Annotated in this window: 21 protein-coding genes and 1 tRNA gene; 11 read left to right on the top strand and 11 right to left on the bottom strand. The window is 63.8% G+C overall.

From position 1 onward, the window contains the following. The first annotated feature begins 10 nt into the window (after positions 1-10). Entirely contained in the window at positions 11-1,318 is a 1,308-nt protein-coding gene (locus B5483_RS06270) for an SAM-dependent methyltransferase (RefSeq protein ID WP_079729750.1), read from the top strand. Positions 1,319-1,340: 22 nt separating this feature from the next. On the opposite strand, the gene B5483_RS06265 is transcribed toward B5483_RS06270, so the two are convergent. The 3 genes from B5483_RS06265 to purF all read right to left on the bottom strand — a co-directional run bounded on the left by B5483_RS06265 (position 1,341) and on the right by purF (position 3,958). Further along, complete coding sequence (locus B5483_RS06265; protein ID WP_054947211.1) at positions 1,341-1,685, bottom strand: PilZ domain-containing protein; 345 nt, start codon at positions 1,683-1,685, stop codon at positions 1,341-1,343. Between the two features lie 84 nt (positions 1,686-1,769). Continuing rightward, the gene (locus B5483_RS06260) at positions 1,770-2,501 is read right to left on the bottom strand and encodes an SDR family NAD(P)-dependent oxidoreductase (RefSeq protein ID WP_079729901.1); all 732 of its coding nucleotides are present in this window, start codon (positions 2,499-2,501) and stop codon (positions 1,770-1,772) included. 8 nt (positions 2,502-2,509) lie between these two features. Beyond that, positions 2,510-3,958 (bottom strand): amidophosphoribosyltransferase, encoded by a 1,449-nt coding sequence (purF, locus tag B5483_RS06255; protein WP_054947212.1) that lies wholly within the window; start codon positions 3,956-3,958, stop codon positions 2,510-2,512. Positions 3,959-4,253: 295 nt separating this feature from the next. Here purF and B5483_RS06250 point away from each other — a divergent pair, with 295 nt between their 5' ends. The 6 genes from B5483_RS06250 (at position 4,254) to B5483_RS06225 (ending at position 12,653) form a co-directional block, all read left to right on the top strand. After that, positions 4,254-5,495 carry a lipoprotein-releasing ABC transporter permease subunit gene (locus B5483_RS06250; protein ID WP_054947213.1) on the top strand — a complete coding sequence of 414 codons (1,242 nt, stop codon included), beginning with the start codon at positions 4,254-4,256 and terminating at the stop codon, positions 5,493-5,495. Then, entirely contained in the window at positions 5,488-6,207 is a 720-nt protein-coding gene (locus B5483_RS06245) for an ABC transporter ATP-binding protein (RefSeq protein ID WP_054947214.1), read from the top strand. Before B5483_RS06250 ends, B5483_RS06245 begins: the two co-directional genes overlap by 8 nt. Positions 6,208-6,323: 116 nt before the next feature. Then, positions 6,324-6,608, top strand: a complete 285-nt coding sequence (locus B5483_RS06240) for a hypothetical protein (RefSeq protein WP_054947224.1) — start codon at positions 6,324-6,326, stop codon at positions 6,606-6,608. 75 nt (positions 6,609-6,683) lie between these two features. Beyond that, on the top strand, positions 6,684-7,196 hold the full coding sequence (locus B5483_RS06235; protein WP_369817935.1) for a glutathione peroxidase: 513 nt from the start codon (positions 6,684-6,686) through the stop codon (positions 7,194-7,196). 152 nt (positions 7,197-7,348) lie between these two features. Continuing rightward, positions 7,349-10,954, top strand: a complete 3,606-nt coding sequence (gene dnaE / locus B5483_RS06230) for a DNA polymerase III subunit alpha (RefSeq protein ID WP_079729749.1) — start codon at positions 7,349-7,351, stop codon at positions 10,952-10,954. 100 nt (positions 10,955-11,054) lie between these two features. Then, positions 11,055-12,653, top strand: a complete 1,599-nt coding sequence (locus B5483_RS06225; RefSeq protein WP_079729748.1) for a long-chain fatty acid--CoA ligase — start codon at positions 11,055-11,057, stop codon at positions 12,651-12,653. Between the two features lie 39 nt (positions 12,654-12,692). On the opposite strand, the gene B5483_RS06220 is transcribed toward B5483_RS06225, so the two are convergent. From B5483_RS06220 to cpdR, 5 genes are all read right to left on the bottom strand, one after another. Then, positions 12,693-12,974 carry a hypothetical protein gene (locus B5483_RS06220; protein WP_054947217.1) on the bottom strand — a complete coding sequence of 94 codons (282 nt, stop codon included), beginning with the start codon at positions 12,972-12,974 and terminating at the stop codon, positions 12,693-12,695. Between the two features lie 112 nt (positions 12,975-13,086). Continuing rightward, positions 13,087-14,157: a PA0069 family radical SAM protein gene (locus B5483_RS06215; protein WP_079729747.1), complete on the bottom strand. Its 1,071-nt coding sequence runs from the start codon at positions 14,155-14,157 to the stop codon at positions 13,087-13,089. A 146-nt stretch (positions 14,158-14,303) separates the two neighbouring features. Continuing rightward, positions 14,304-15,527, bottom strand: a complete 1,224-nt coding sequence (locus tag B5483_RS06210) for an NADP-dependent isocitrate dehydrogenase (RefSeq protein WP_054947219.1) — start codon at positions 15,525-15,527, stop codon at positions 14,304-14,306. Between the two features lie 245 nt (positions 15,528-15,772). Beyond that, positions 15,773-15,847 (bottom strand) — tRNA-Val (locus B5483_RS06205). Positions 15,848-15,946: 99 nt separating this feature from the next. Next, a complete protein-coding gene (gene cpdR / locus B5483_RS06200; protein ID WP_041559465.1) occupies positions 15,947-16,321 on the bottom strand; it encodes a cell cycle two-component system response regulator CpdR in 375 nt (124 codons plus the stop codon). 163 nt (positions 16,322-16,484) lie between these two features. On the opposite strand from cpdR, the gene B5483_RS06195 reads away from it, so the two are divergent. Continuing rightward, a complete protein-coding gene (locus B5483_RS06195) occupies positions 16,485-17,438 on the top strand; it encodes an N-formylglutamate amidohydrolase (protein ID WP_079729746.1) in 954 nt (317 codons plus the stop codon). A 318-nt stretch (positions 17,439-17,756) separates the two neighbouring features. Here the strand turns inward: B5483_RS06195 and B5483_RS06190 are convergent, their stop codons facing one another. Both B5483_RS06190 and B5483_RS06185 read right to left on the bottom strand, forming a co-directional pair. Continuing rightward, positions 17,757-18,527 carry a SapC family protein gene (locus tag B5483_RS06190; protein WP_054947397.1) on the bottom strand — a complete coding sequence of 257 codons (771 nt, stop codon included), beginning with the start codon at positions 18,525-18,527 and terminating at the stop codon, positions 17,757-17,759. A gap of 121 nt (positions 18,528-18,648) precedes the next feature. Then, complete coding sequence (locus B5483_RS06185; protein ID WP_079729745.1) at positions 18,649-20,070, bottom strand: FAD-binding oxidoreductase; 1,422 nt, start codon at positions 20,068-20,070, stop codon at positions 18,649-18,651. Between the two features lie 176 nt (positions 20,071-20,246). Between B5483_RS06185 and B5483_RS06180 the strand changes: the two genes are divergently transcribed. Next, positions 20,247-20,879 (top strand): hypothetical protein, encoded by a 633-nt coding sequence (locus B5483_RS06180; protein WP_079729744.1) that lies wholly within the window; start codon positions 20,247-20,249, stop codon positions 20,877-20,879. Between the two features lie 157 nt (positions 20,880-21,036). Next, the gene (locus B5483_RS06175; RefSeq protein ID WP_079729743.1) at positions 21,037-22,377 is read left to right on the top strand and encodes a DEAD/DEAH box helicase; all 1,341 of its coding nucleotides are present in this window, start codon (positions 21,037-21,039) and stop codon (positions 22,375-22,377) included. 53 nt (positions 22,378-22,430) lie between these two features. Here the strand turns inward: B5483_RS06175 and B5483_RS06170 are convergent, their stop codons facing one another. Further along, a complete protein-coding gene (locus tag B5483_RS06170) occupies positions 22,431-24,710 on the bottom strand; it encodes an ATP-dependent helicase (protein ID WP_079729900.1) in 2,280 nt (759 codons plus the stop codon). A 147-nt stretch (positions 24,711-24,857) separates the two neighbouring features. Here B5483_RS06170 and B5483_RS06165 point away from each other — a divergent pair, with 147 nt between their 5' ends. Continuing rightward, on the top strand, positions 24,858-25,451 hold the full coding sequence (locus B5483_RS06165; RefSeq protein WP_054947401.1) for a hypothetical protein: 594 nt from the start codon (positions 24,858-24,860) through the stop codon (positions 25,449-25,451). Positions 25,452-25,474: the final 23 nt, after the last annotated feature.

Below are 25,474 nucleotides of genomic sequence, written 5' to 3'. Positions count from 1 at the left end.
TATCAAACACATGAACGCGCCAGTTTCCGGGAGGGGTGAGGAACTCGTGGAAGGCGGCCGCGCCATTGGCGTGGGACCGCAATGGTTCGCCCGGCTCTGGTCGGGCGGCGTCAAACGGGTCCTCGACGAGATCGACCGCGGCCTCGACCGCGGCTCCATCTTGACCACGTTGCCCTCGGGCGAGACGCGCTTGCTGGGCGGGCGCGAGTCCGGCTTCGATGCCGTCGTGAAGATCAATTCGTGGCGCGCGATCCTACGCCTGGCGACGGCCGGTTCGGTCGGCTGGTACCAGGCGTGGGATGCGGGGGAGTGGGAAAGTCCCGATCCGGTGCCGCTGTTCGCGCTGTTCATGGACAATGCCGTATCGCTGGGCAATTCGGGCCGCGCCCATGGCCCATGGCGGTTGCTGACGCGGCTCGTCCACTGGCTGCATCGCAACACCCGCACCGGTTCGCTGCGAAACATCCATGCCCACTACGACCTTGGTAACGACTTCTACGAGGAGTGGCTGGGCGAGACGATGCTCTATTCGAGCGGCATCTTCGCGGTACCCGGTGACGGGCCAAACGCGCTGAGCCAGTTCGTTACCCGGCTCGACATGGCGCAGTCGAACAAGGTTGCAGCGATCGTCGAGCGCCTCGATCTCGCGCCTGACGACAAGGTGTTGGAGATCGGTTGCGGCTGGGGCACCCTGGCGGCCTTCATGGCCGGGAACGAGGCCGTCCACGTCGATGCGATCAGCCTGTCCGACGAGCAGCTGGCCTATGCGCGCGGGCGCTGGGAGATCGAGAACGGAACCGTCGATTTCCGCAAGCAGGACTATCGCGATGTCGGCCTTGGCGACGAAGGCGGCCAGTACGACGCGGTCGTTTCGGTCGAGATGGTCGAGGCGGTGGGGCGCGAGTACTGGCCCGATTTCCTCGACTGCATTGCGCGCAATCTCAAGGCCGGGGGCAGGGCCGGGCTCCAGCTTATCTCGATGCGCGACGAGATCTTCGAAGGCTATGCGCGCAGCGCGGACTTCATCCAGACCTTCATCTTCCCCGGGGGCATGCTGATCCGGGAATCGGAATTCCACCGGCTGGCCGAGGAACGCGGGCTCTCGTGGGAGGACCGCACCAGCTTCGGTCTCGACTATGCGAAGACCTTGCGCGAATGGCGGCGCAATTTCGATGCGGCGGTCGAGGAAGGTCGGCTCCCGTCCGGCTTCGACGCGCGCTTCGTGCGGCTCTGGCGCTTCTACCTGATGTATTGCGAGGGCGGCTTTCGCGGCGGCGGGATCGACGTCGCGCAAGTCACGCTGGTCAAGCGCGGCTGAACGGGCGCGGTTTCCCGATCCGTCAGTTGCGGTAGGTCGGGTCGTCCGACCAGCGCGAGACGATATTCTCGAGAATGATCGGACTCAGCAGGTTCTCGAAGGCACAGCCGGTCAGGCCGTTGTCCCACCAGATGACTTTCGCCGAGAGCGATTCCATTCCCGGCAAGGTGATCCAGCAGCGCGTGCCGGGGTGCAGGCGGCTGACCGCCGTGGCCGAGAAGCCGGAAAGGGAGAGATCGCGCACGACGGTCTGGAAGCTGCGGCCCCCGGACGGGCGGAGCCCGGCCGGTATGGTCAGCTTCACGCGATGTGCGCTGCGGTCTTCCTGAGCGGCGAACTCGTACTTGTCCTGTTCCGTTCCTACCATGGAGATGCAATCCTGTCGTAGCCGGAAACCGGGCAAGATGCCCGGAATGACTCCGAAAGATCGCAGGCAGGGGTTAACGGGGACTTAAGCCGGCTGGTTAACGGTCTCGCGATGTCCCGTAGGGAACGGTTCACCAAGCAGCGCAACCAGACGGTCGGCCACCACTTCGGGCGGCTTGACCGAAGCGGGCGCTTCGCCGGGATAGGCGCGGGCGCGCATCGCGGTGCGGGTGGCTCCGGGATTGACGATGGCGACGCGGACCTTCGAAACCTTGGCGGTTTCCTGGCCGTAGCAGTCCAGAAGGACCTCGAAGGCGGCCTTTGACGCCCCGTAGGCGCCCCAGAACGCACGGGGCTGGCCTGCGACCGTGGTGGTCATGCCGATCACCCGGGCATCGGCGCTCTTGCGCAGAAGCGGGTCGAAATTGGCGATCAGCGCCTGGGTAGCCAGCACGTTGGTCGTCAGGGCCTTGTTGAAAGCCTTCTGGTCGATGTCCGCCACCGAAGTCAGCTCCGGCAGGATCGCGGCATTGACGACGAGAATGTCGAGCTTGCCCCAGCGCTGCGAGATTGCCGTGGCGAGGCGGGCGATGCCGTCGGGCTCCACGAGATCGACAGGAGCGATCGTGGCCGAACCGCCGGCTTCGAAGATCGCCTGCTCGACACCTTCGAGCGCCTTGGTATCGCGCGCGGTCAGCACGACATGCGCCCCCGCTGCAGCCAGAGCATGCGCGGTGGCGGCGCCGATGCCGCGGCTGGCACCGGTGACGAGCGCAATCTGCCCCTCGAACGGCTTGTCGCTTCCCGTGTCGCTCATCGTGTCGGTCACGCAGCCGTAAGCTGTTGCGGACGAAGTTCGGTGAAGTCGGTCAGCTTGGTCGGATATTCACCGGAGAAGCACGCGTCGCAGAACTGCGGGCACTTCTTGTTGCGCTTCGCTTCGCCGACGGCGCGATAGAGGCCGTCGATGGACACGAAGGCGAGGCTGTCGGCCTTGATGAACTCGGCCATGGCCTGGATGTCCATCTTCGCGGCGAGCAGCTTCGAACGTTCCGGCGTGTCAACGCCATAGAAGCACGAGTGGCTGGTCGGCGGGCTGGCGATGCGCATGTGCACTTCGGCAGCGCCGGCATCGCGCATCATTTCGACGATCTTGAGCGAGGTGGTGCCGCGCACGATCGAATCGTCGATGAGGATGATGCGCTTGCCTTCCACGAGGGCGCGGTTGGCGTTGTGCTTGCGCTTCACGTCGGCATGGCGGGCAGCGTCACCCGGCTGGATGAAGGTGCGTCCGACATAGTGCGAACGGATGATGCCCAGCTCGAAGGGAATGCCCGATTCCTGCGCATAGCCGATGGCGGCGGGGACGCCGCTGTCGGGCACCGGGATCACGATGTCGGCAGGAGCCGGTGCTTCCTTGGCCAGTTCGACGCCGATCTGTTTGCGCACGCCGTAGACCGAGCGGCCGTCCATAACCGAATCGGGGCGGCTGAAATAGACGTGTTCGAAGATGCAGGGGCGCGGGGCCGGACTGCCGAACGGACGGTGGCTGGAGATCGTGCCCTTGTGGTCGACCTGCACCAGTTCGCCCGGCTCGACCGCGCGGGTGAATTCCGCGCCGATCACGTCGAGGGCGACGGTTTCCGAAGCGAACACGGTGGCATCGCCGAGACGGCCCATGACCAGCGGGCGGATGCCCAGCGGATCGCGGCACGCAATCATGCCCTCGGAGGTCATGCAGATCAGCGAATAGGCACCCTCGACCATGCGCAGGGCATCGATGAAGCGGTCGAGCAGGGTGGGGTAACGGCTGGTCGCGACGAGGTGGATGATCACCTCGGTGTCGGAGGTCGACTGGAAGATCGACCCCTTCGACACGAGATCGCGCTTGAGCGTCATCGCATTGGAAATGTTGCCGTTATGGGCGATCGAGAAGCCGCCCGCAGCGAGATCGGCGAAGAGCGGCTGCACGTTGCGCAGGCCCGATCCACCGGTCGTCGAATAGCGCACATGGCCCGAGGCCATGGTGCCGGGCAGCGTGTCCAGTTCCCTCTGCGAGAAGACCTGGGCGACATGGCCCAGGCCGCGGTGGGAGTGGAACTCCGTCCCGCTGAAACTGGTGATGCCCACGGCCTCCTGGCCGCGGTGCTGCAGGGAATGGAGCCCGGCTGCGGCAACATTTGCCGCATCCTTGGCACCGATCACGCCGAACACGCCGCACTCTTCGCGCAGCTTGTCCCCGTCGGCGTCACGAAAGGGGTGAGTTAGGTTCATGGAGTCGTCCGGCCCGCTGGCGCGTCAATATCTGCGGCGCATTTGGCGGGGATCGCCCGCAATTGCAAGGGGGATGGAAAAGGCTTGTGCAGCTTTGCCTCCTGCGCGCGCTTCGTGACCGGGTCATGACGGCGCCACGACCCGCTCGTCGAGGGAACACATAGCGGGCTTGTCGGTTGGGCACAAACCCGGTGTCGCATCGCGTCCCCGGCCAAGTTCGCCCGCGGCTTGCAAGCCCTTGTTCATGTCCTTAATGCCAGCTGCGCATTGACCAGATCACAGACGGACCCGTCGCTTGATCCTTTCTTCCTTCGAATGGACTATCGCCAAACGTTATATGTTGCCCGGAAAGGGCGAGCGCTTCATCGCGCTCGTCGCGGGCATCAGCCTGGCTGCCGTCATGCTCGGCGTTGCGGCGCTGGTGATCGTCATGAGTGTCATGAACGGCTTTCGCGCAGAGCTGTTCGACAAGATCGTGGGCCTGAACGGTCACGCCATCATCCAGGCATACGGCGGCCGGCTGGATAATTGGCAGAGCGTGCTCGAGGACGTGCGCAAGACGCCCGGCGTCACCCGCGCCACGCCGCTGATCGAGCAGCCGCTGCTGGCCAGTTTCAACGGACGCGTCGAAGCGATCCTCGTGCGCGGCAACACCGATCAGGACATCGCCCGGCTGCGCGACAAGGTTAAGGCCGGCAGCCTCGGCCAGCTCCAGCCCGACAGCAACAACGTGGCGATCGGCTCGCAGCTTGCCCAAAACCTGGGCGCGCAGGTGGGTGACATGATCACGGTGATCAATCCGCAGGGGCGCTCGACCCCGTTCGGTACCGTGCCGCGCCAGATCGCCTACCGGGTTGCCGCGATCTTCGAGATCGGCGTCTATGACTACGACAAGGCCTTCGTGGTGATGCCGATGAAGGACGCGCAGACGCTGCTGCTGACCGGCGATTCGATCGGCATGATCGAAGTGACCACGACCGACCCCGACCGCGTCGACCAGATTCTCGCTCCGCTGGAGCGCAAGCTCGCCGGGCAGGCCATCGTTACCGACTGGAAGACGATCAACGCCTCGCTGTTCGAAGCGCTGGCGGTGGAGCGCGTGGCGATGTTCGTCGTGCTCTCGATCATCGTGCTGGTCGCGGTGTTCAACATCCTTTCCTCGCTGATCATGCTGGTGCGCGCGAAGACGCGCGACATCGCGATCCTGCGCACGATGGGGGCGACACGAAAATCGCTGCTCAAGGTCTTCGTGACGACGGGCTTCTGCATCGGCGCACTGGGCACCGGGGCAGGCGTGATCCTGGGCTTCGTTTTCCTCTATTTCCGCCAGCCGATCGTGCGCCTCGTGGAAATCGTGACCGGACAGAACCTGTGGGACCCTTCGATCCGCTTCCTGACCGAATTGCCGGCCCGTTCCGATCCGGTGGAGATAACCGTGATCTGCCTGATGGCGCTGGCCTTCAGTTTCCTCGCCACGCTCTACCCGGCCTTCAAGGCGGCGAGCACCGATCCCGTGCAGGTGCTGCGTTATGAGTGATCCGGTGAACCTCGAGGAACCGCACGTCGGCGCCGAGCGCGGCGCCCCGGTCGTGCGCATCGAGAAACTGACCCGCAGCTTCGAGCAGGGCGGCGTGACCATCGACGTGCTGCGCGGCGTCGACCTGGTGATCCGTCCCGGAGAGATCGTGGCGCTGCTGGGCCCGTCGGGCTCGGGCAAGTCGACGATGCTGCAGGCAATCGGTCTGCTCGAAGGGGGCTTTGGCGGCCACATCGAGATCGCCGGGATCAATGCTTCCAAGCTGGGCAAGGACGAACGCGCCTGGGTGCGGCGCGACCACATCGGCTTCGTCTACCAGTTTCACCACCTGCTGCCCGATTTCAACGCGATCGAGAATGTCGTGCTGCCGCAACTGATCACCGGCAAGCCGCGCGAGGAATGCGAGGAGCGCGCGCGCGAACTGCTGGGCGCACTCGGTCTTGGTCAACGCCTTGAACATCGCCCGAGCAAGCTTTCCGGCGGTGAGCAGCAGCGTGTCGCGGTGGCCCGTGCCCTGGCCAACCGGCCGCGGCTGGTGCTGGCTGACGAACCGACCGGCAACCTCGACGAGGCGACTGCGGACAAGGTTTTCGACCAGTTCCTGCGCCTTGTGCGCGGGCAGGGCAGCGCCGCTCTGGTCGCCACGCACAACGAACGGCTGGCACAGGGCATGGACCGCGTCGTGCGGCTGCATGACGGTGTGCTGCAATAGCCTTGCAACTCCGGGGCCTGCATCATTGCAGGACGCCGCAAGGATCTGCGTTGATTTCGCTGCGGCCAATGCCCAAGTTGAACGAAAACCACAGGGAAAACGAAAGGACCACGCAGATGAGCGACACTCCCTCCACGATCCAGGGTGAACCGGAGGCGCCGCGCGGTTTCGGCTGGAATGATTCGGCGGAATTGCACAAATGTGCCGATGGGGGCGGTCTGTTTCACCGGTTCAAGACGATCCGTCGCGGCACCGTGGCCCAGCTGATCGATTTCGTGATGGATCTGCCTGCGGAAAAGCAGAATGAATACGCCATCCAGAAGGAAGGCGATCACCGCCTGTCGATCGGCGAAATCCGTGCGCTTTTCCGCCGCGCCGATTTCCCGAAAAGCCCCGACTGATCTGCTGTTACGGCTTGAGGCCGGCTGACTGCCGGCCTCGCCTTGCTGCGGAAAGGGCGTCCGCAAAGCACTTCCTTGAAACTGATCAGCGATGAAGAGGCCGGTACCGTGAAGACTATCGCAGATTTCAATGCGACACTTCCCAACGGCGAAAAGATCAGCCTTGCCGACAAGGCGGGCAAGGTCCTGCTGGTGGTCAACACGGCGAGCAAGTGTGGCTTCACCCCGCAGTACAGGGGGCTCGAAGCGCTCTGGCGCAAGTACGGCGACCGCGGCTTCGAAGTGATCGCCTTTCCCTGCAACCAGTTCGGCGGGCAGGAGCCGGGCTCTGCCGACGAGATCGCCGAATTCTGCGAAGTGAATTTCGGCCTTTCGTTCCCGCTCATGGGCAAGATCGAGGTCAACGGCCCGGGAGCGGACCCGTTGTTCGACTGGCTCAAGGCAGGAGCACCCGGTGTGCTGGGCACGAAGAAGATCAAATGGAACTTCACCAAGTTCCTGATCGACCGGGATGGCAAGGTCGTGCGACGGTTCAGTCCGACCGACAAGCCGGAAAGCCTCGAAAAGGACATCGAGGCGCTGCTCTGATCCGGCAGGCGCGTTCCGCGATTGCGCGTAGGCCGGGCAAGCGTTCGCAATTCCCACTCTGGCAAATTCCCGTTTCGGCATTGCGCGCTATCCCCCGCTTTGTCCCCAGCGCGGCCTTGATCGCGCGGGCGCGCGATGCCTAAATTCCCATTATGTCGTTCTCGCCTTTCGTCCCGCTTCGCATCTTCTCAAGCTTCACGATGCTGGACGGCTCGATCGACCCCAAGGCGATCGCCAAGCTGGCCAAGGAACGCAAGTTTCCCGCCATCGCCATCTGCGACCGCAATGGCCTTTACGGTGCGCCGACTTTCGCCGGTGCCTGCATGGACGCAGGCGTGCAGCCCGTTGTCGGCACGTTCCTTGCCGTCGCCCGACCCGGTGCGGTTGCGCAGGGACAGGACCTCCCGATCGACTGGCTGGCCCTGTTCGCCCAGAACGACGACGGCTGGCTCAACCTGTGCCGCCTCGTCAGCCGTGCCCACCTCGACCGCCCGCTCGAACTCGATCCCCATGTCGAGCTGGAATCGCTGCGCGGCCATACCGATGGCCTGATCTGCCTGACCGGCGGCAATGAGGGCGCGCTGGCGCGGCTCTTTGCCGACGACCGACCCGAGCAGGCGGAGCGCTATTGCGATACCCTGCAGGGCCTGTTCGGCGACCGTCTCTACATCGAGATCACGCGTACCGGTGAACCCGAGGAGGACGCCTCCGAAGAAGACCTGATCGCGCTTGCCTATGAGCGTGACATCCCGCTGGTCGGATCGAACCCGGCGCAATATTCCGAGGCAAGCTTCCACTCCGCGCACGATGGCATGTTGTGCATCGCCAACTCCACGCAGGTCGATGCGCCGGACCGGCCGCGCTCTTCGTCCGAACGCTGGGTCAAGCCGGTCGAGGTCATGCAGGAGCTTTTCGCGGACCTGCCCGAGGCCATCGCCAACACGCTCGTCGTTGCCCAGCGTTGTGCCTTCGCGCCGCCGCGCCGCAAGCCGCTGCTGCCCAGCCTTGCCGGCGATCGTGAGGGCGAGGCCCGGATGCTGGTGGACGATGCCCGGCGCGGCCTTGCCCGGCGCCTGCTGCCCTACTGGCCCGACGTTACCGAGGGTGAACTGGACGAGGCGCTGGCCTACAAGGGCGATGAGCGCAAGGCGGCTTACGAAGCCTTGCGCGAAAAGGGCGTGACCGAGGATTTCCTCGACTATGCCGACCGTCTCGATTTCGAGACGCAGATCATCATCGGCATGGGCTTTCCCGGCTACTTCCTGATCGTTGCCGACTTCATCAAGTGGGCCAAGGACAATGGCATTCCGGTTGGCCCGGGCCGTGGTTCGGGTGCCGGCTCGCTGGTCGCCTGGGCGCTGACCATCACCGACCTCGACCCGCTCAGGCTGGGCCTGCTGTTCGAACGCTTCCTCAACCCGGAACGCGTCTCGATGCCTGACTTCGACATCGACTTCTGCGAAACCCGGCGCGGCGAAGTGATCCGCTACGTCCAGCGCAAGTACGGCCATGACCACGTCGCGCAGATCATCACTTTCGGCAAGATGAAGGCCCGCGCCGTGCTGCGCGACTGCGGGCGCATCCTGCAGATGGGCTATGGCCGCGTCGATTCGCTTTGCAAGATGGTCCCCAACCATCCCACTGATCCGTGGAACCTCACCGAAGCGCTCAACGGTCGCAAGGAACACGGCGTTACCAAGGATCCGCCGGTCGCCGAATTCCGCCGTGAATACGACACCGATTCCGAAGTGCGCCGCATGGTCGACCTGGCCGTCCAGCTCGAGGGCCTGCCGCGCAACTCCTCGACCCACGCGGCGGGCGTCGTCATCGGCGATCGTCCGCTGGAAAAGCTGGTCCCGCTTTACCGCGATCCGCGTTCGGACATGCCGGTCACCCAGTTCGACATGAAGTCCGTCGAGGATACCGGGCTGGTCAAGTTCGACTTCCTCGGCCTCAAGACGCTGTCGGTGCTGCGCAAGGCCTGCGACCTGCTGGAACGGCGCGGAATCAAAATCGATCTGTCGACGCTCGGCTGGGATGATCCGGCCGTCTACGAATTGCTCAAACGCGGCGATACGGTCGGCGTGTTCCAGCTGGAATCGGAAGGCATGCGCCGTACCCTGGCGGCAGTGAAGCCGACGAACTTCGGCGACATCATCGCGCTCGTCTCGCTGTATCGCCCGGGCCCGATGGACAACATCCCGCTCTTCGGCCGGCGCAAGAACGGGCTGGAGCAGATCGAGTTTCCGCACGAGAAGCTCGAGGGTATCCTTGCCGAGACTTACGGCATCTTCGTCTACCAGGAACAGGTCATGCAGGCCGCGCAGATCCTGGCCGGCTACTCGCTCGGCGACGCAGACTTGCTTCGCCGTGCGATGGGCAAGAAGAAGAAGGAGGAGATGGACAAGCAGCGTGCGCGTTTCGTGGCCGGCTGCAAGGAGCTCTCCGACATCGACGAGCCCAAGGCCAACGAACTGTTCGACTTGATCGACAAGTTCGCAGGCTACGGCTTCAACAAGTCGCACGCCGCCGCCTACGCGCTGCTTGCCTATCACACGGCTTGGCTGAAGGCGCATTACCCGCACGAATTCTATGCGGCGGCGATGTGTTTCGACATGCACCAGTCCGAAAAGCTGGCGATCTTCGTCGACGACGCGCGGCGCAACGGCATCGAACTGGCCGCACCCGACATCAACATGTCGGAAGCGGAATTCATCGTCGAAGAAACCCACGACAGCCACGCGGTACGCTATGCGCTCGCGGGCATCCGCAATGTCGGCGAAAAGGCGATGGACGCGATCGTCGCCGAACGTGAGGCCAACGGCAAGTTCACCAGTCTGCACGACCTGTTCAAGCGCGCTCCGGCCGGATCGATGAACCGGCGCCAGCTTGAAAGCCTGGGCGCGGCCGGTGCGCTCGACAGTCTCGAGCCGAACCGCGCCAAGGTGCTGGCCAATGCCGACTTGCTGCTGGCTGTTGCCGATGAAGCCTCGCGCAGCCGTTCGAGCGGGCAGGCCGGGTTGTTCGGCGGCGACGATCATGCCGAGCCGGGACTGCGCCTTGTCGATGCCGAGCCCTGGAGCCGGTTGGACCAGATGGCCAAGGAGCGCGAGAATTTCGGCTTCTACTTCGCGGCGCACCCGGTCGAGCAGTTCCGCGCTGTGGCTTCGGCCAATGGTGCGCGCACCCACGCCAGCCTGACCGCGGGCGGATCTGGTGGCGGTGGGCGTTCCGGGGCGGTCATGGCCGCCCTCGTGGAGAACGTGCAGAAGCGCAAGACCCGCAAGGGCAAGGACTTCGTCATGGCCGATTTCTCGGACCAGTCGGGCAACTTTTCCGCCTCCTGTTTCGAGGAAAGCCTCGTCGAGAACTTCGTGAAGTGGGCCAAGGAAGGCACCTGCGTCCTGCTCAACGTCGAACTCGACAGCCCGAGCCCGGACGAGCCGCCCCGCGTGACCGTGCGCGGGGCGCGACCGTTGGCCGAGGTAAAGGCCGATGCGCGCATGCTGCTCAGGCTCGATATCGACCGGGTGGAAGCGGTGCAGGAACTGGCGCTGCTGATGCGTCCGGGAACGCCGGGAGGGGGCGAGGTCATCGCCAACCTCAAGCTGGGCAACGGGCGTGAGCAGAAGGTCCGGCTGGGCCGCGACTTCGCGCTCGACGGCGAATTTGCCGAGCAACTCGCGACGATCGAGGGTCTTTCCAACATTTCACTCACCGCTCGCCGCGGCCCGGAAGGGTTGCGCCGCGCGGCCTGATCGCAAGTATCGGTTTCCTATGGCCTAGTGTCGCGCCGATGATTACCCTCCTGTCTCAAGGCATAAGTGCGCAAATGCACAGCCGGAGAGAGGAGAGCCGATGCTGGGTGCGATGCAGGATTGGGAACTGCGGGTCACGGGTCTGATCGACCACGCCGCGCGGGAGCATGGCGACCGCGAGATCGTAACGCACTGGGCCGATGGAACGCAGTCCCGCACCAACTGGCGGGAAGTTCGGCGCGATGCGCTGAAGATGGTGCAGGCCCTGCGGCGCCTCGGCTTGCAGCCGCAGGACCGTGTTGCGACGCTGGCGATGAACCATTCGCGCCATCTTGTGACCTGGTACGGCGCGCCCGGGGCCGGTTGCGTGCTGCACACGATCAATCCGCGCCTTTTCGACGACCAGCTCGGTTTCATCATAAACCATGCCGAAGACCGGGTGCTCATCTATGATGCGGCATTCCAGCCCATAGTCGATCGCCTGCGCCCGCTGTGTCCGGGAATCGAGCACTACATCTGCTTCGATTCGCACGAGCATGCACCGGCCTTCGACGACTGGATCGGCGCCGAAGACGGCGAGGCCCAGTGGACGAGCGGGGATGAGCGCGACCCGTGCATGCTGTGCTACACCAGCGGCACGACCGGGCACCCGAAGGGCGTGCTCTACTCGCACCGTTCGAACATGCTGCATACGCTGGCGATGATCGGGACGTCATGCCTGGCGCTGGAGCCGCGATCCTGTGTGCTGCCGATCGTGCCGATGTTCCATGCCAACAACTGGGGCATGCCGTGGGGCTGTGCGGCGACGGGAGCGAAGCTGGTCTACAGCCAGGTCAACGATCCTTCGGCCCTTTGCGCGCTGATCGAGAAGGAACAGGTCTCGCATGTCGCGGGCGTGCCGACGGTCTGGTTCGCCTTTCTTCAGCACCTCGACGAGACGGGCAAGGACATGCCCCCGATCGCATATGCCATTTCAGGCGGCGCGGCGTTTCCGCGCAGCGTGGTGGAACGGCTGATGCGCAGCGGCGTGCGGGTGGGCCATGCCTGGGGCATGACCGAGACTTCGCCGATCGCAACGGTCTCCTACGAAGGGGCCGATTGGGACGCGCTGTCGTTCGACGAGCAGGTCGATCGCAAATGCCTGCAGGGCAGGGTCGTCTACGGCAGCGAGGTTCGCATCGTTTCGCTGGACGACCACGAAACGCTGCTTCCGCACGATGGCACGACCTCCGGCGCGCTGCAGGTGCGCGGGCACTGGACGATCAGGCGCTACTTCAAGACGGAGGAAGATGCCTCGGATGAACAGGGCTGGTTCGATACCGGGGACGTGGCGACGATCCTGCCGGACGGCTCGGTCAGGCTGACCGACCGTACCAAGGATGTCATCAAGTCGGGCGGGGAATGGATCAGCTCGGTCGAGCTGGAAAATGCAGCAGTGGGGCACCCGGATGTCGTTGAAGCGGCGGCCATCGGAGTTGCCCATCCCAAGTGGGACGAACGGCCCATCCTGATTGTCGTGCCGCGTGGCGGCAGCAATGTGTGCGGTGAAGATGTGCGCGAATTCCTGCGCGACAAGGTGGCCAGCTGGTGGCTGCCCGATGCGGTGGAACTGGTGAGCTCCCTTCCGCATACCGGCACCGGGAAGATCAGCAAGAAGGACCTTCGCGTCCAGTTCAAGGACTACACGCTACCGCGATGACGAAGGCGGCGACCGTCCGGGCAGCCGCCTTCGCTCGGATTACCGATTGGCGACGTTACCGGCAGCGTTTTCGGCGGCATCGCCGACCTGCTCGGCCGCATTGCCCACGCTGTTCGCTGCATTGGCAATGGCATTGTCCTTCGCCGCTTCGCTGGTCGAGGTCTGGCTGAACAGGTAAATGCCGCCAATAACTGCAACAAGAACAATGACCGCCATGATGATTCCGGTCCCGCTCGAAGAACTCTTTTCGTGAATTACGGTGGTGTGCGGGGCCTGCGTCGATTCACGGGTGGTTTCGGTGGTGGTGTATTCTTCGGCCATAAAGACCTCCTTTTGAATTCCCTATCTGCACCGAAGAACCCGCCACCCCTCGAGTTGTTTCAAAAGTGTCATTGCCTTCGCTGAGGTGAGTATTTTCAGAGGCGAGCCGTGTTTACAGGAATGACAACTGTCCGCTTGCATGGGGCGCCTTGAAGTCCGAGCAGTCCAGATGCACGTCGGGTGGGCCGAAGCCGTGGCGTCTGGCCGCAAGCCGGAAGCGATTGCGGAACAGGTCCGCCCAAACGCCGCTGGGGCGCATGCGCTGGAAGAAGCGCGGGTCGTTGTCCTTGCCGCCGCGCATGTCGCGAATCGTTGCCATTACCTTGGCGGCCCGGTCGGGGAAGTGGGCGTCCAGCCATTCGCGAAACAGCGGCGCGACCTCGTGCGGCAGGCGGACCATGATCCACATGGCACCGCGCACGCCTTGCCCGGCTGCGGCTTCCAGGATCGCCTCAAGGTACTGGTCGGTGATCGCCGGAATGACCGGTGCGATCGAGACATGGGCGGGAATGCCGGCCTCGACAAGCTTTCCCAGTGCTGCGATTCGTCTGGCCGGGGTCGCCGCCCTCGGTTCGAGCAGGCGGGAGAGTTGGGCATCGAGGCTGGTCACGGAAATGCCCACGCCGACCAGATTGAATCGTGCCATCGCGCGCAGGATGTCGAGATCGCGCAGGACCCGGTCGGACTTCGTGGTGATCGTCACCGGGTGGCGCGTCTCGAGGCAGACCTCCAGGATCTCACGCGTGATCCGGTACTGCGCTTCGATCGGCTGGTAGGGATCGGTGTTGGTACCCATCGCGATCGGTGCCGGCCGATAGCCGGGCTTGGCCAGCGTGGCGCGCAGCAGCCTTGCCGCATCGGGCTTGGCGAAGAGCTTGGTTTCGAAATCGAGACCGGGCGAAAGGTCGTGAAAGGCGTGGCTGGGCCGTGCGAAGCAGTAGATGCAACCGTGCTCGCAGCCACGATAGGCATTGATCGAGCGATCGAAGGGAATGTCCGGCGACTTGTTGAACGACACGATCGTGCGGGGATGCTCCTCGGTCACGGTCGTGATCGGGTTGCGGGGAGGGCCATCGATGTCGGCGACGCTGTCCAGCCAGTCCCCGTCGGCTTCCCGTCCGGGCAAGTTGAAGCGAGAGCTCGGGGCCCTGCTGGCAGCGCCTCTTCCCTTCTGAGGTTGCATGGCACGATGTGAACATAACAGGAACAAAAGTCAATGCTGCACCATGCACCGGGTGTCGGCAGGGCAAAGAAAAAGCCCTCCCCGCGAGGGGGAGGGCTCATCCTGTCGCGCCAGCCGGAACCGGGCGAATTTCAGGACCGTGAAGGTCAGGCCCAGGCGGCCATTTCCTTCTCGAGGTTCTCGACGATGGCTTCGAAGAACTGCTCGGTGGTCATCCAGCTCTGGTCCGGGCCGATCAGCAGCGCGAGGTCCTTGGTCATCGCGCCGCTTTCGACGGTCTCGATGCAGACGCGCTCGAGGGTCTGGGCGAACTTCACGACTTCCGGCGTGTTGTCGAACTTGCCGCGGTACATGAGACCACGCGTCCAGGCGAAGATCGAGGCGATCGGGTTGGTCGAGGTCGACTTGCCCTGCTGGTGCTGGCGGTAGTGACGGGTAACGGTGCCGTGGGCGGCTTCCGCTTCGACGGTCTTGCCGTCGGGTGCCATCAGAACCGAGGTCATCAGGCCGAGCGAGCCGAAGCCCTGTGCAACGGTGTCCGACTGCACGTCGCCGTCGTAGTTCTTGCAGGCCCAGACGAACTTGCCCGACCACTTGAGCGCCGAGGCGACCATGTCGTCGATCAGGCGGTGCTCATAGGTGATGCCGGCTTCCTTGAACTTCTCGGCGAAGCCCTCGGTGTCGAACACTTCCTGGAACAGATCCTTGAAGCGGCCGTCGTAGGCCTTCATGATCGTGTTCTTGGTCGACAGGTAGACCGGCCACTTCAGGCCGAGGCCGTAGTTGAACGAAGCGCGGGCGAAGTCGCGGATCGATTCGTCGAGGTTGTACATCGCCATGGCGACGCCCGGAGCCGGGAAGTCGAACACGTCGAGGTCGATCTTGTCGCCGTTCTCACCGTCCCAGACGAGGCGCAGCTTGCCGGGGCCCGGGATCAGGGTGTCGGTGGCGCGGTACTGGTCGCCGAAAGCGTGACGGCCGACGACGATGGGATCGGTCCAGCCGGGAACCAGGCGGGGAACGTTCGAGATCACGATGGGCTCGCGGAAGACAACGCCGCCAAGGATGTTGCGGATCGTGCCGTTGGGCGACTTCCACATCTTCTTGAGGCTGAATTCCTCGACGCGGGCTTCGTCGGGGGTGATCGTCGCGCACTTCACGGCAACGCCATATTGCTTGGTGGCATTGGCGGCGTCGACGGTGATCTGGTCGTCGGTCTCGTCGCGCTTGGTGACCGAGAGGTCGTAGTACTTGAGGTCGATGTCGAGGTAGGGGAGAATCAGACGTTCACGGATCCATTCCCAGATGATCCGGGTCATTTCATCGCCGTCCATCTCTACGATGGGATTTGCTACCTTGATTTTTGCCATGCTTGAAAGCTCCCCTAGGGATGGAATTTGGGCGTCTCTTAAGGAGAGGGTGAACGCTTAGCAAGGCAAGGAACGGCATTTTGGCGCCAGTTTGCCTGCGCAAAGGCGATGATCGGATCGTCAGGAGACTTGTCGATGCGCCGGGCAGTGCGCTCCGGCAAATTCCGGCCAGTCATGAAGCCGGTTCCCCAAAGCAGAAAACCCGCCGCTTTCGCGACGGGTTTCTAGCCATCAGGCCTGAGGAATGGTGGGCGTAGCAAGGATTGAACTTGCGACCCCTACGATGTCAACATAGTGCTCTACCACTGAGCTATACGCCCATTCCGTTCAGAGCTCCTTGCGGGCGTTCCCGCTCGGAGGACTGGCCCTCTAGCGTCATGTTTCAGGTGATGCAAGACGCTTTGGCAGGAATTTTTCAATTAAAGTCGGGCGTGCTCGGGAAGGCCGAAAACCCGCTGCACTTCCATCACAAGATCGCGCAGGTGGAAGGGCTTGGAAAGGACTTTGGCCTGGGGTGCCTCGCGGCTGGCGCGCAGGGTAACGGCGGCAAAGCCGGTAATGAACATGACCTTGGTCATCGGTGAAACTTCTGCGCAGCGCTGCGCCAGTTCGATGCCGTCCATCTCGGGCATGACGATGTCCGAAAGCAGCAGGTCGAAAGTCTCGGTTTCCAGATGGGGCAGGGCGCTCGTGCCGCAATCGACGGCAACCACATCGTATCCGGCATTTTCCAATGCCCGTGCCAGGTAGGTGCGCATCGCCTCATCGTCTTCGGCTAGCAGGATGCGGATCATCGCCATGTCGTCCCGTATTTCTATGTCATTGAGCGAGGTCGCGTTCGTCGCGACCGGATGAAGGGTCATACGCCAAGACCGGTTAACATTCTCGTCTGGATTCGGGACTGACCGGGAACGGGACGCTTTGACTCGGGAAAGTGAAAAGACCAGTTTCAGGGACATGGTGAGCAAAGTGGGCGAGAGCGATTCGCAAAGACGGACCGGAGGGCAGATTCCCGGCGCACCGGCGAGCCCGGCTTTCACGATCGCTGCAACCGAGCCCTCGGCGATTCCTGTGCTCGTCGCCGTGCCGCATGCGGGCAGGGTCTATCCCAGCGGACTGCTGCGCGAGATGCGCCATCCCGAATCGGTCTCGCTGCGCCTTGAAGACCGTTACGTCGATCGTCTGGGCGAGGAGATCGCGGCGCGGACCGGGGCGAGCCTGCTGATGGCTCATGCTCCGCGGGCGATGATAGACCTCAATCGCGCGCCCGACGATATCGACTGGGAAATGTTCGAACGATCGGCGCGGCCCGAGCGCAGTAGCGAGATGCCGAGCCGCCGGGTCCTGAGCGGGTTGGGACTGATTCCGCGGCGTCTGCCCGGACTGGGCGAGCTGTGGCGTTCGCGCCACGCAAGGGACGATCTTGCAGCCCGGGTCGAGGGCATTCACTCGCCTTATCATGAGGTCCTGGCCGAGCAATTGGCCGCACTGCGTGAGCGTTGGGGAGCGGCGCTGCTGCTGGACCTGCATTCGATGCCGCCGTTGCCGAGTCGATTCGGTGTCGCGGGTGCACAATATGTCGTCGGCGATCGGTTCGGCGTAACCTGCCATGGCAGCGTGATCGCCACGGCCTTTGCCCATTTCGCGGAGCGCGGCCTGCCGGCCGCGCACAACCGTCCCTATGCCGGCGGTTACGTGCTCGAACGTCATGCGCAGCCGCAGCGTGGGCTGCATGCTTTCCAGCTCGAGATCGATCGCAGTTGCTATCTCGATGCGAATCTTGCCGAGCCGGGTGAAGGGCTGCCGCGAGTCGCCGATGTGCTGGTGGATCTGGTCAGGCGCCTGGCGGCTGTCGTCGCTGATCTGGGCCAAGTGGCCGGCGGCAGGGAATGGCCGCTCGCCGCAGAATGACATTCGCCGACTGACTGGCGAAATCCGGCGGTTTCAGGCGTGCTTTCTGAAAATCCCTCAAGACATTAAAAAACCACCTCGTGCGATGCACGAGGTGGCCAAGGTTCAGGGAGGAGGTGCACGATGTGCACCAACCCGACCGGGCCATGAGGGTAGCGCCGATCAGGCATTGCAATAATATGCAGGCCTGAGGCGAGATTCAAGAGGTTCTTTAAAACAAATCGGAATCGCTTTGCACGGAGTTTCCGACGTGACCGTGGCGAATTGGACGAGAGTGTGACAAATTTGTCAAAACTCTCGTCCGCATCGGCTTTTGCCTCAGGCGTTGGCGAGCGCCAGCGGGCCCTTGCCCTGGCTGATCTGGCGCCCGAAAATGTCACGCACGAGCTCGAGCGAGAACAGGTGTGCGTAGATCAGCGGGAGCATGCCGTTCTGGTTCCACTGGCGCAGGATGTCGCCGCGCATCTCGCGCAGCTTTTCCTCGTTGACCATCTGGAAGCCGCGATAGTTGAACGGCTGGCCCTGGCCGGTCTCGATGTTCAGCTCGCCGTCCATCAGCAGGTCGTGCTTCTTGAGTTCGGCGATGAAGTTGGCGGTCTTGTTGCCGGCGATTTCGAAGTTTTCGCAGAACTTGAGCATGTTCTGGGTCGCTTCGGCGGGGTCGGTGCCGTCGAAGAGCGCCTGGCCTTCGTCGAGTTCGCCGACAAGGTCGCTGGTCGGGTCGAAGCACAGCGAGAGTTCCTCGCTCTCCGGGCGCAGCTTGGCGAGCATGAAGGGGTAGCGGCGGACATAGGCCGGAATATAGACCGGGCTGTTCACGCTGCCGTCTTCGTCGACGAAGACATTCACGCCTTCGTTCATGCCCATCAGCGCAAGCGGAACCGGATTGTCGCCGGTGGTGAAGATGATCGGGAAATTGCGCTGGGCCTGCGGGAATTCCTCGACCGTAAGCGGGACGGAGTTCACCCCGACCAGCCAGGTGGCCTTGTCGGTTGCGCGCGTCTTCCACGAAGCATGCTGCTGCGAATTGAGCGGGATAAGGTCCTTGTAGAACAAGGGCAGGGCAGAATTTTGCGGCGCGCTGGCCATTACGATCTTCTCCGCAGGCTGGGTAGATTTTTGGATAGGTCGCTTTAGTGGCTGGTCTGCAGGCGCGCAAGCGCGCTGCCCGCGTTGCGCACGGGCGGGCGGCGACTTTCTGCGGGCTGGCTCAGATGAGCTTGCCGGGGTTGAGAATGCCCTTCGGGTCGAGTGCCTGCTTGACTGCGCGCAGCATCGAAAGCGCGACCGGATCGCCAAGGCGGGCCAGTTCGTCGCGCTTCATCTGGCCGATGCCGTGTTCGGCGGAAATCGAGCCGCCCCACTCGGTTACGAGATCATGGACATAGCGGCTGATGTCCTTGCCTGGGCCGGTCTGCCAGGCAAGCGGGTCCTGCACGTTGGGCGCAATGACGTGGTAGTGCACGTTGCCGTCGCCCAAGTGCCCGAATGCGACGGCCTCCGTGCCGGGCCATTTCGCTTCGATCATCGGCGCCGTCGCCTCGACGAACTCAGGCATCTTCTCGACGGGAACCGAGATGTCGTGCTGCATCGCCGGTCCGCGCTCGCGCTCGGCCGGAGAAATCGATTCGCGCAGGAGCCAGAAGGCTTCGGCCTGGGCTTCGCTGGCGGACATCACGGCGTCTTCGACCAGCTCCTGCGCGAAGGCAGTGGCCATCATGTCTTCGCAGCGCTCGCGCAGTGTGTCCGCCGCAGCGCGATCGGCCACGACCTCGATCAGCACATGCCAGCCGTGGCGGCCCTCCAGCGGGGCGCGCGAATCGGGCAGGTGGTTCAGCACGGCATCGAGGCAGGCCTGGGGGAGAACCTCGAAACCTTCGAGGGCATCGCCCATGGCATCCTCGCAAAACAGCATCAGCCTGCGCGCATCCCCGAGGGTGGGCAAGCCAGCCCAGATCACCACGCGGTCCGCGACGGCGGGCAGCAGCTTGAGCGTGGCCGCGGTAACGACACCCATCGTGCCTTCGGAGCCGATCAGCAATTGCTTGACGTCAAAGCCGCGATTGTCCTTCTTCAGTGGCGTCAGCATCGAGTAGACCTGACCGTCGGGGAGGACCGCTTCGAGCCCGAGAACGAGCGCGCGCATGGAGCCATGGCGCAGGACCTGGCAGCCGCCGGCATTGGTGGAAATCAGGCCCCCCACGGTCGCAGAGCCCTTGCCGCCAAGAGTGAGCGGAAAGCGCATGCCCTTGGCGTCCGCTGCTTCGTGCAGCGTCTGGAGCACCACGCCGGCTTCGCAGGTGGCGCGGCGGGCTTCGATGTCGATCTCGCGGATGGCGTTCATGCGCCGCAGCGAGAGGACGATGGCCGTGCCCGATTCGTCCGGAGTCGCTCCGCCCGACATGCCGCTGTTGCCGCCTTGCGGGACGATCGGCACGCCATGCTTCGCGCATAGCTGGACGAGGGCGGCGACTTCTGCGGTCTTTGCGGGCGAGGCGAGGGCGATGGCGCGCCCGGTATAGCGTCCGCGCCAGTCGGTCAGCGAAGGGGCAACGAGATCGGCGTCACGCGTAATTCCGCGCGGACCGAGCAGTGCGAGGGCTTCTTCGAAGAATGTGTCGGCATGTGTCATGGGTGCGCTATGCCACAGCGATTTGGCCGTTTCATCCTCAATCCTTGCAACTGCTTGCATGCATTGCCTAGCCTTGCGCCGAGTGAGGAACTTTCGTTTCGAGTTAAGCGGTGGTTCAAGCTCATGGGCTATGGCTACACAAGCGGCATGACCGTGTTCAGGGAACCTGCTCGACGATGAATCTTGCGACTGCGATGCTTTATCCGATCATGGCGCTGCTTCCGGCAGCAAGCCTGGTCGATAGCGAGCGGTCGACGGACGAGAGCGGGTTCGATGCCGCCTGGACGTCCGGCGAAGATGGCACGGCGGTCTATTCCTGGCGCGAATCCGATGCCACGCCGTTCGACGATGAGGCCCGCGCGGCGCTTCCCGCCTGGCCGTTCTCCGTCTCGGCCTTCCAGCGTGTAGAGCCGCAGGATGCCTGGCAGATCCGGATCGAACAGCGCATGACGATCCGCATCAGCCCGCGCAGTCCGCGCACGGCGCCGCCGGACATGTTCGTCGGCTTGCCCGATGGCGAGATCGGTTCGCACTTTTCCGAGCGCAAGATCGGCAAGTGTCTCTCGATCGCGGGTATTGCAGGCGTGCAGCCCGATGGCGACAATCGCCTGCTCCTGTTCATGCGCGACAGGCGGCTCGTCAGCGCCGAACTCGAGCGCGCCTGCCGGGCGCGGGACTTCTATTCCGGCTTCTACCTTTCGCATACGTCCGACGGACAATTGTGCATCGACCGCGATACGCTGCTTTCGCGCAGTGGCATGAATTGCAGGCTCACCCGTATCCGCCAGTTGGTCGAAGTCGATCACTGACTCCTTTGTGCGCGGCTCTATCGCGGATTTCCTTGACTTTTGTGCTGGATCACGCATAGGGCGCGGCCAGTTGCACAAACGATGCGCGTGGTGATGGGTAATCCCGCAAGCGTCCCTGCAACCTGTTACTCTCGTATTTCCGGAAACTTGTTCGCCTATGAACTTTGCCGATCTCGGCCTGTCTGAAGAATTGCTGCAAGCGGTGGAAGCCGCGGGCTATACCGAACCGACTCCGATCCAGGCGCAGGCGATTCCGCCAGTCCTGATGATGAAGGATCTCATCGGCATCGCCCAGACCGGCACCGGCAAGACAGCCAGCTTCGTGTTGCCGATGATCGACATTCTTGCGCATGGCCGCCGCCGCGCGCTGATGCCGCGCTCGCTGATCCTCGAGCCGACTCGCGAACTCGCCGCACAGGTTGCCGAGAACTTCGAGAAGTACGGCAAGAACCACGATCTCAAGATGGCGCTGCTTATCGGCGGTGTGCAGATGGGCGATCAGGTCAAGGCGCTGACAGAGGGCGTGGACGTCCTTATCGCGACTCCGGGCCGCCTGATGGACCTGTTCGAGCGGGGCAAGATCCTGCTGACCGGCTGCGAGCTGCTCGTCATTGACGAAGCCGACCGCATGCTCGACATGGGCTTCATTCCCGATATCGAGAACATCTGCTCGAAGCTGCCGACCAATCGCCAGACGATGCTGTTCTCGGCCACGATGCCGCCGCCGATCAAGAAGCTGTCCGACCGCTTCCTGTCGAACCCGAAGTATATCGAAGTGGCGCGTCCGGCGACTGCGAACATCAACATCGTCCAGCACAAGGTTGCCGTGAACGCGCGCAAGAAGCGCGAAGTTCTGCGCCACCTGCTGCAGACCGACAATGTCTCGACCGCGATCGTCTTCTGCAATCGCAAGACGACCGTGCGCGAACTGGCCAAGAGCCTTAAGCGGCACGGTTTCGGCGCCGGTGAAATCCATGGCGACATGGACCAGCCCGCGCGCCTGGCCGAACTTGAACGCTTCAAGTCGGGCGACCTGAACATTCTCGTCGCCTCCGACGTTGCGGCCCGCGGCCTCGACGTGAAGGGCGTGAGCCACGTCTTCAACTTCGACACGCCCTGGCACCCCGACGATTACGTCCACCGCATCGGACGGACCGGTCGTGGCGGTGCTTCGGGCCGGGCCTTCACGTTCGTGGCCCCCGAAGATGCCGAAGCGATCGACAGCGTCGAGAAGCTGACCGGTCACAAGATCCCGCTGTTCGACCTCAAGATCGAAGACGCCGAAGTGCCGCGCGAGGCAAAGCCGAAGTCGCGCCGCACATCGAAGGTCAGGGAAGAGCGCGAAGAGCCGGCAGAGCGAGCACCGCGTCGCGAACCGCGCGCTGCTACCGAGGAACCGCGCCGCGAACGTCGCCAGCGCCGCAGCGAGCCCGAGCCGGCCGACGATGGCTGGAACGGTCCGGTTCCCGAATTCCTCCGCGTTTCCGCACTGGCCTGATCAAGGCCGGTTGCGGGTGAGGGCAGGCAGGGACCGGTCCGGTCCCTGCGGCCTCAGCCTGCAAGCTTGACGAAGCTGTCGATGACGCGCTTGCGTCCCGACTGTTCGAAGTCGATCTCCAGCTTGTTGCCTTCCTGCCCGGCCACGGTGCCGTAGCCGAACTTTTCATGAAACACGCGCGCGCCGATGGCGATGTCGGTGCGCGGCTTGGCGGCGAAGCTGGCTGCGCTGCGCGTCGTTTCGGCGATCCGGCGCGGCTTTGTTTCGAATTCGCGCGCGGCGGCCCGCTGCCAACCCGGGCCGCGCGTCATCGTGCGGGCCGGTTGGGCGCGGGCGACGTCGGCGAAGGGATCGGCATGTTCGGACCATTGCGCACGCCACAGCGAGGCGCCGCCGGTCAGGGTCGTCTCACTGTCGATATGATCTTCGGGCAGTTCGGCAATGAAGCGCGAGGGGATCGAACTCGTCCACTGCCCGTAGATGCGCCGATTTGCGGCATGGAGGATCGTGCACTTGCGGCGCGCCCGGGTGATCGCGACGTAGGCGAGGCGCCGCTCTTCCTCGAGGCTGGCAAGGCCGCCTTCGTCGAGCGAGCGCTGCGAGGGAAATACGCCTTCCTCCCATCCGGGCAGGAACACGTGGTCGAATTCCAGGCCCTTGGCGGCGTGCATGGTCATGATCGTGACCTTTTCCTCGTCGCTGGCCGCGTCGTTGTCCATGACGAGGCTGACATGCTCGAGGAAGTCGCCGAGGCTTTCGTACTCTTCCATGGCGCGGGCGAGTTCAACGAGGTTCTCGAGTCGCCCTGAGGCTTCGGCCGTCCGCTCGGCCTGCAGCGCGTCGGTGTAGCCGCTTTCGTCGAGGACGGTGCGCATCAGGTCCGCCGGGTTCTCCGTCTTCTCCAGATCGCGCCAGCGGGCGAAGTCGCGCATCAGCGACAGGAAGGTGTTGCGCGCACGCGCGGGCAGTTCGTCGGTATCGACGATCTCGATGGCGGCTGCGGCAAGCGGAATGCCCTGGCGGCGGGCGAGCTGGTGCAGCTTCTCCAGCGCCTTGGCACCAAGGCCGCGCTTGGGAGCATTGTAGATGCGCTCGAAAGCCAGGTCGTCGGCGGGCTGGGCGATGACGCGCATGTAGGCCAGCGCATCGCGGATTTCCGCGCGCTCATAGAAGCGAAAGCCGCCGACGATGCGGTACTTGAGGCCGATCGAGATGAAGCGGTCTTCGAACTCGCGCGTCTGGTACTGCGCGCGCACGAGTATCGCCATCTGGTCCAGCGGGGCGCCCTCGCGTTCGAGTCGCTCGATCTCGTCGCCGACGCGGCGCGCTTCTTCCGGTGCGTCCCAGACGCCGATGACGCGAACCTTGTCCCCGGCATGGCGCTCGGTCCACAAGGTCTTGCCCAGGCGCTGGCTGTTCTCGTTGATGAGGCCGGAGGCGGCGGCAAGGATCTCGGGCGTCGAGCGATAGTTCTGTTCGAGCCGGATCACTTTCGCTCCGGGAAAATCCTTTTCAAAGCGCAGGATATTGGCGACTTCTGCGCCGCGCCATGAATAGATCGACTGGTCGTCGTCACCCACCACGCAGATGTTCTGGCGGCCTTGCGCGATCAGGCGCAGCCACAGGTACTGGACCTGGTTGGTGTCCTGATACTCGTCCACCATGACGTACTTGAAGCGCTGCTGGTACTGCTCCAGCACCTCGTGATTGGTACGCAGGATGTTGAGCATGTGCAGCAGCAGGTCGCCGAAGTCGCAGGCGTTGAGCGTCTTCAGGCGGTCCTGGTAAAGGCTGTAGAATTTCTGGCCGCGGCCGTTGGCATAGGCTTCGTTTTCCGCCGCATCGAGATCCTGCGGATTGAGGCCGCGGTTCTTCCAGCGATCGATGCATCCCGCCAGCTGGCGGGCGGGGAAGCGCTTTTCGTCGACCCCTTCGGCCTGGATGAGCTGCTTGAGCAGGCGCAGCTGATCGTCGGTGTCGATGATCGTGTAATTGGGTTCGAGGCCGACCAGTTCGGCATGGCGGCGCAGCATCTTGGCAGCGATGGCGTGGAAGGTGCCCAGCCATGGCATGCCTTCGACCGCAGGGCCGACGAGCTGGCCGACCCGGTCGCGCATCTCGCGCGCAGCCTTGTTGGTGAACGTGACGCACAGAACTTCGCTCGGCCAGGCAAGGCGATTGCGGATGATGTTGGCAAGACGCCGGGTGAGGGCGGCGGTCTTGCCGGTTCCCGCGCCCGCCAGCATCAGCACCGGCCCTTCGGTGGTCAGCACGGCCTCCTTCTGGGGCGCGTTGAGGCCCTCGATCAGGGGATCGTTGCTTTCGGCAGGCATGCCGCCGCGCGAGGTATCTTGCAGGCTGTTCACATGCGAACAACTAGGGAACGGAACATCGCGGCGCAAGGCCGCTTTGCCGCAAACATGGAACATTCCCGAGCGCGAAACGTCCGCTTGGCAACAGGTACACAGAAGAGAGAGACCATGCGACACTTGATTTTCGCGGGCGCATCGGCGCTCGCACTTGCAACCTTGCCCAATGCGCTGTTGGCCCAGAATGCGCCATCCGCGGCAGGCGATTCCGCGCAGGTCAGTCCGGCGGCGCCGGTGACGCTGACAGCTGAGCAGCAGGCCATGTACGATGGCTGGCCGGCAGACCGTCAGGCCGAGTACGATGCATGGCCCGACGAGTACAAGGGCTACTTCTGGACGCTCGTCCCCGAGCGGCAGGAGGGCTATTGGGCCCTGACGCCCGACCAGCGCGGACAGGTCTACAAGATGAGCCCGCAGCAGCGCGAGGCGGCGTGGACTTCGATCATCCAGCAGTTGAACGGACAGACCCCGACGACGCCGGCGACACAGGCCAATCCCCCGGGCGAAGGCGTCCCCACTGCCGGAGTGCCGGCACCGGAAACCGCCGAGCAGGCCGTGCGCCCCGCGATGCCTGCGGATCAGAGCTATCAGGGCGGGCCCTACAAGGGCGCGCTGACGCCGCCTCCGGCCTCGGCCATGAACAAGGATTACCCGGTCTGTAGCAAGACCGTGCAGGACAACTGCCGCAATCCCGGCGGCAAGTAACGATCTTGCCTTTGCGCACGGGA

Source organism: Novosphingobium mathurense (assembly GCF_900168325.1).
In the GTDB taxonomy this organism is placed as follows: domain Bacteria; phylum Pseudomonadota; class Alphaproteobacteria; order Sphingomonadales; family Sphingomonadaceae; genus Novosphingobium; species Novosphingobium mathurense.
This window is presented reverse-complemented; position numbering and strand designations above follow the sequence as displayed.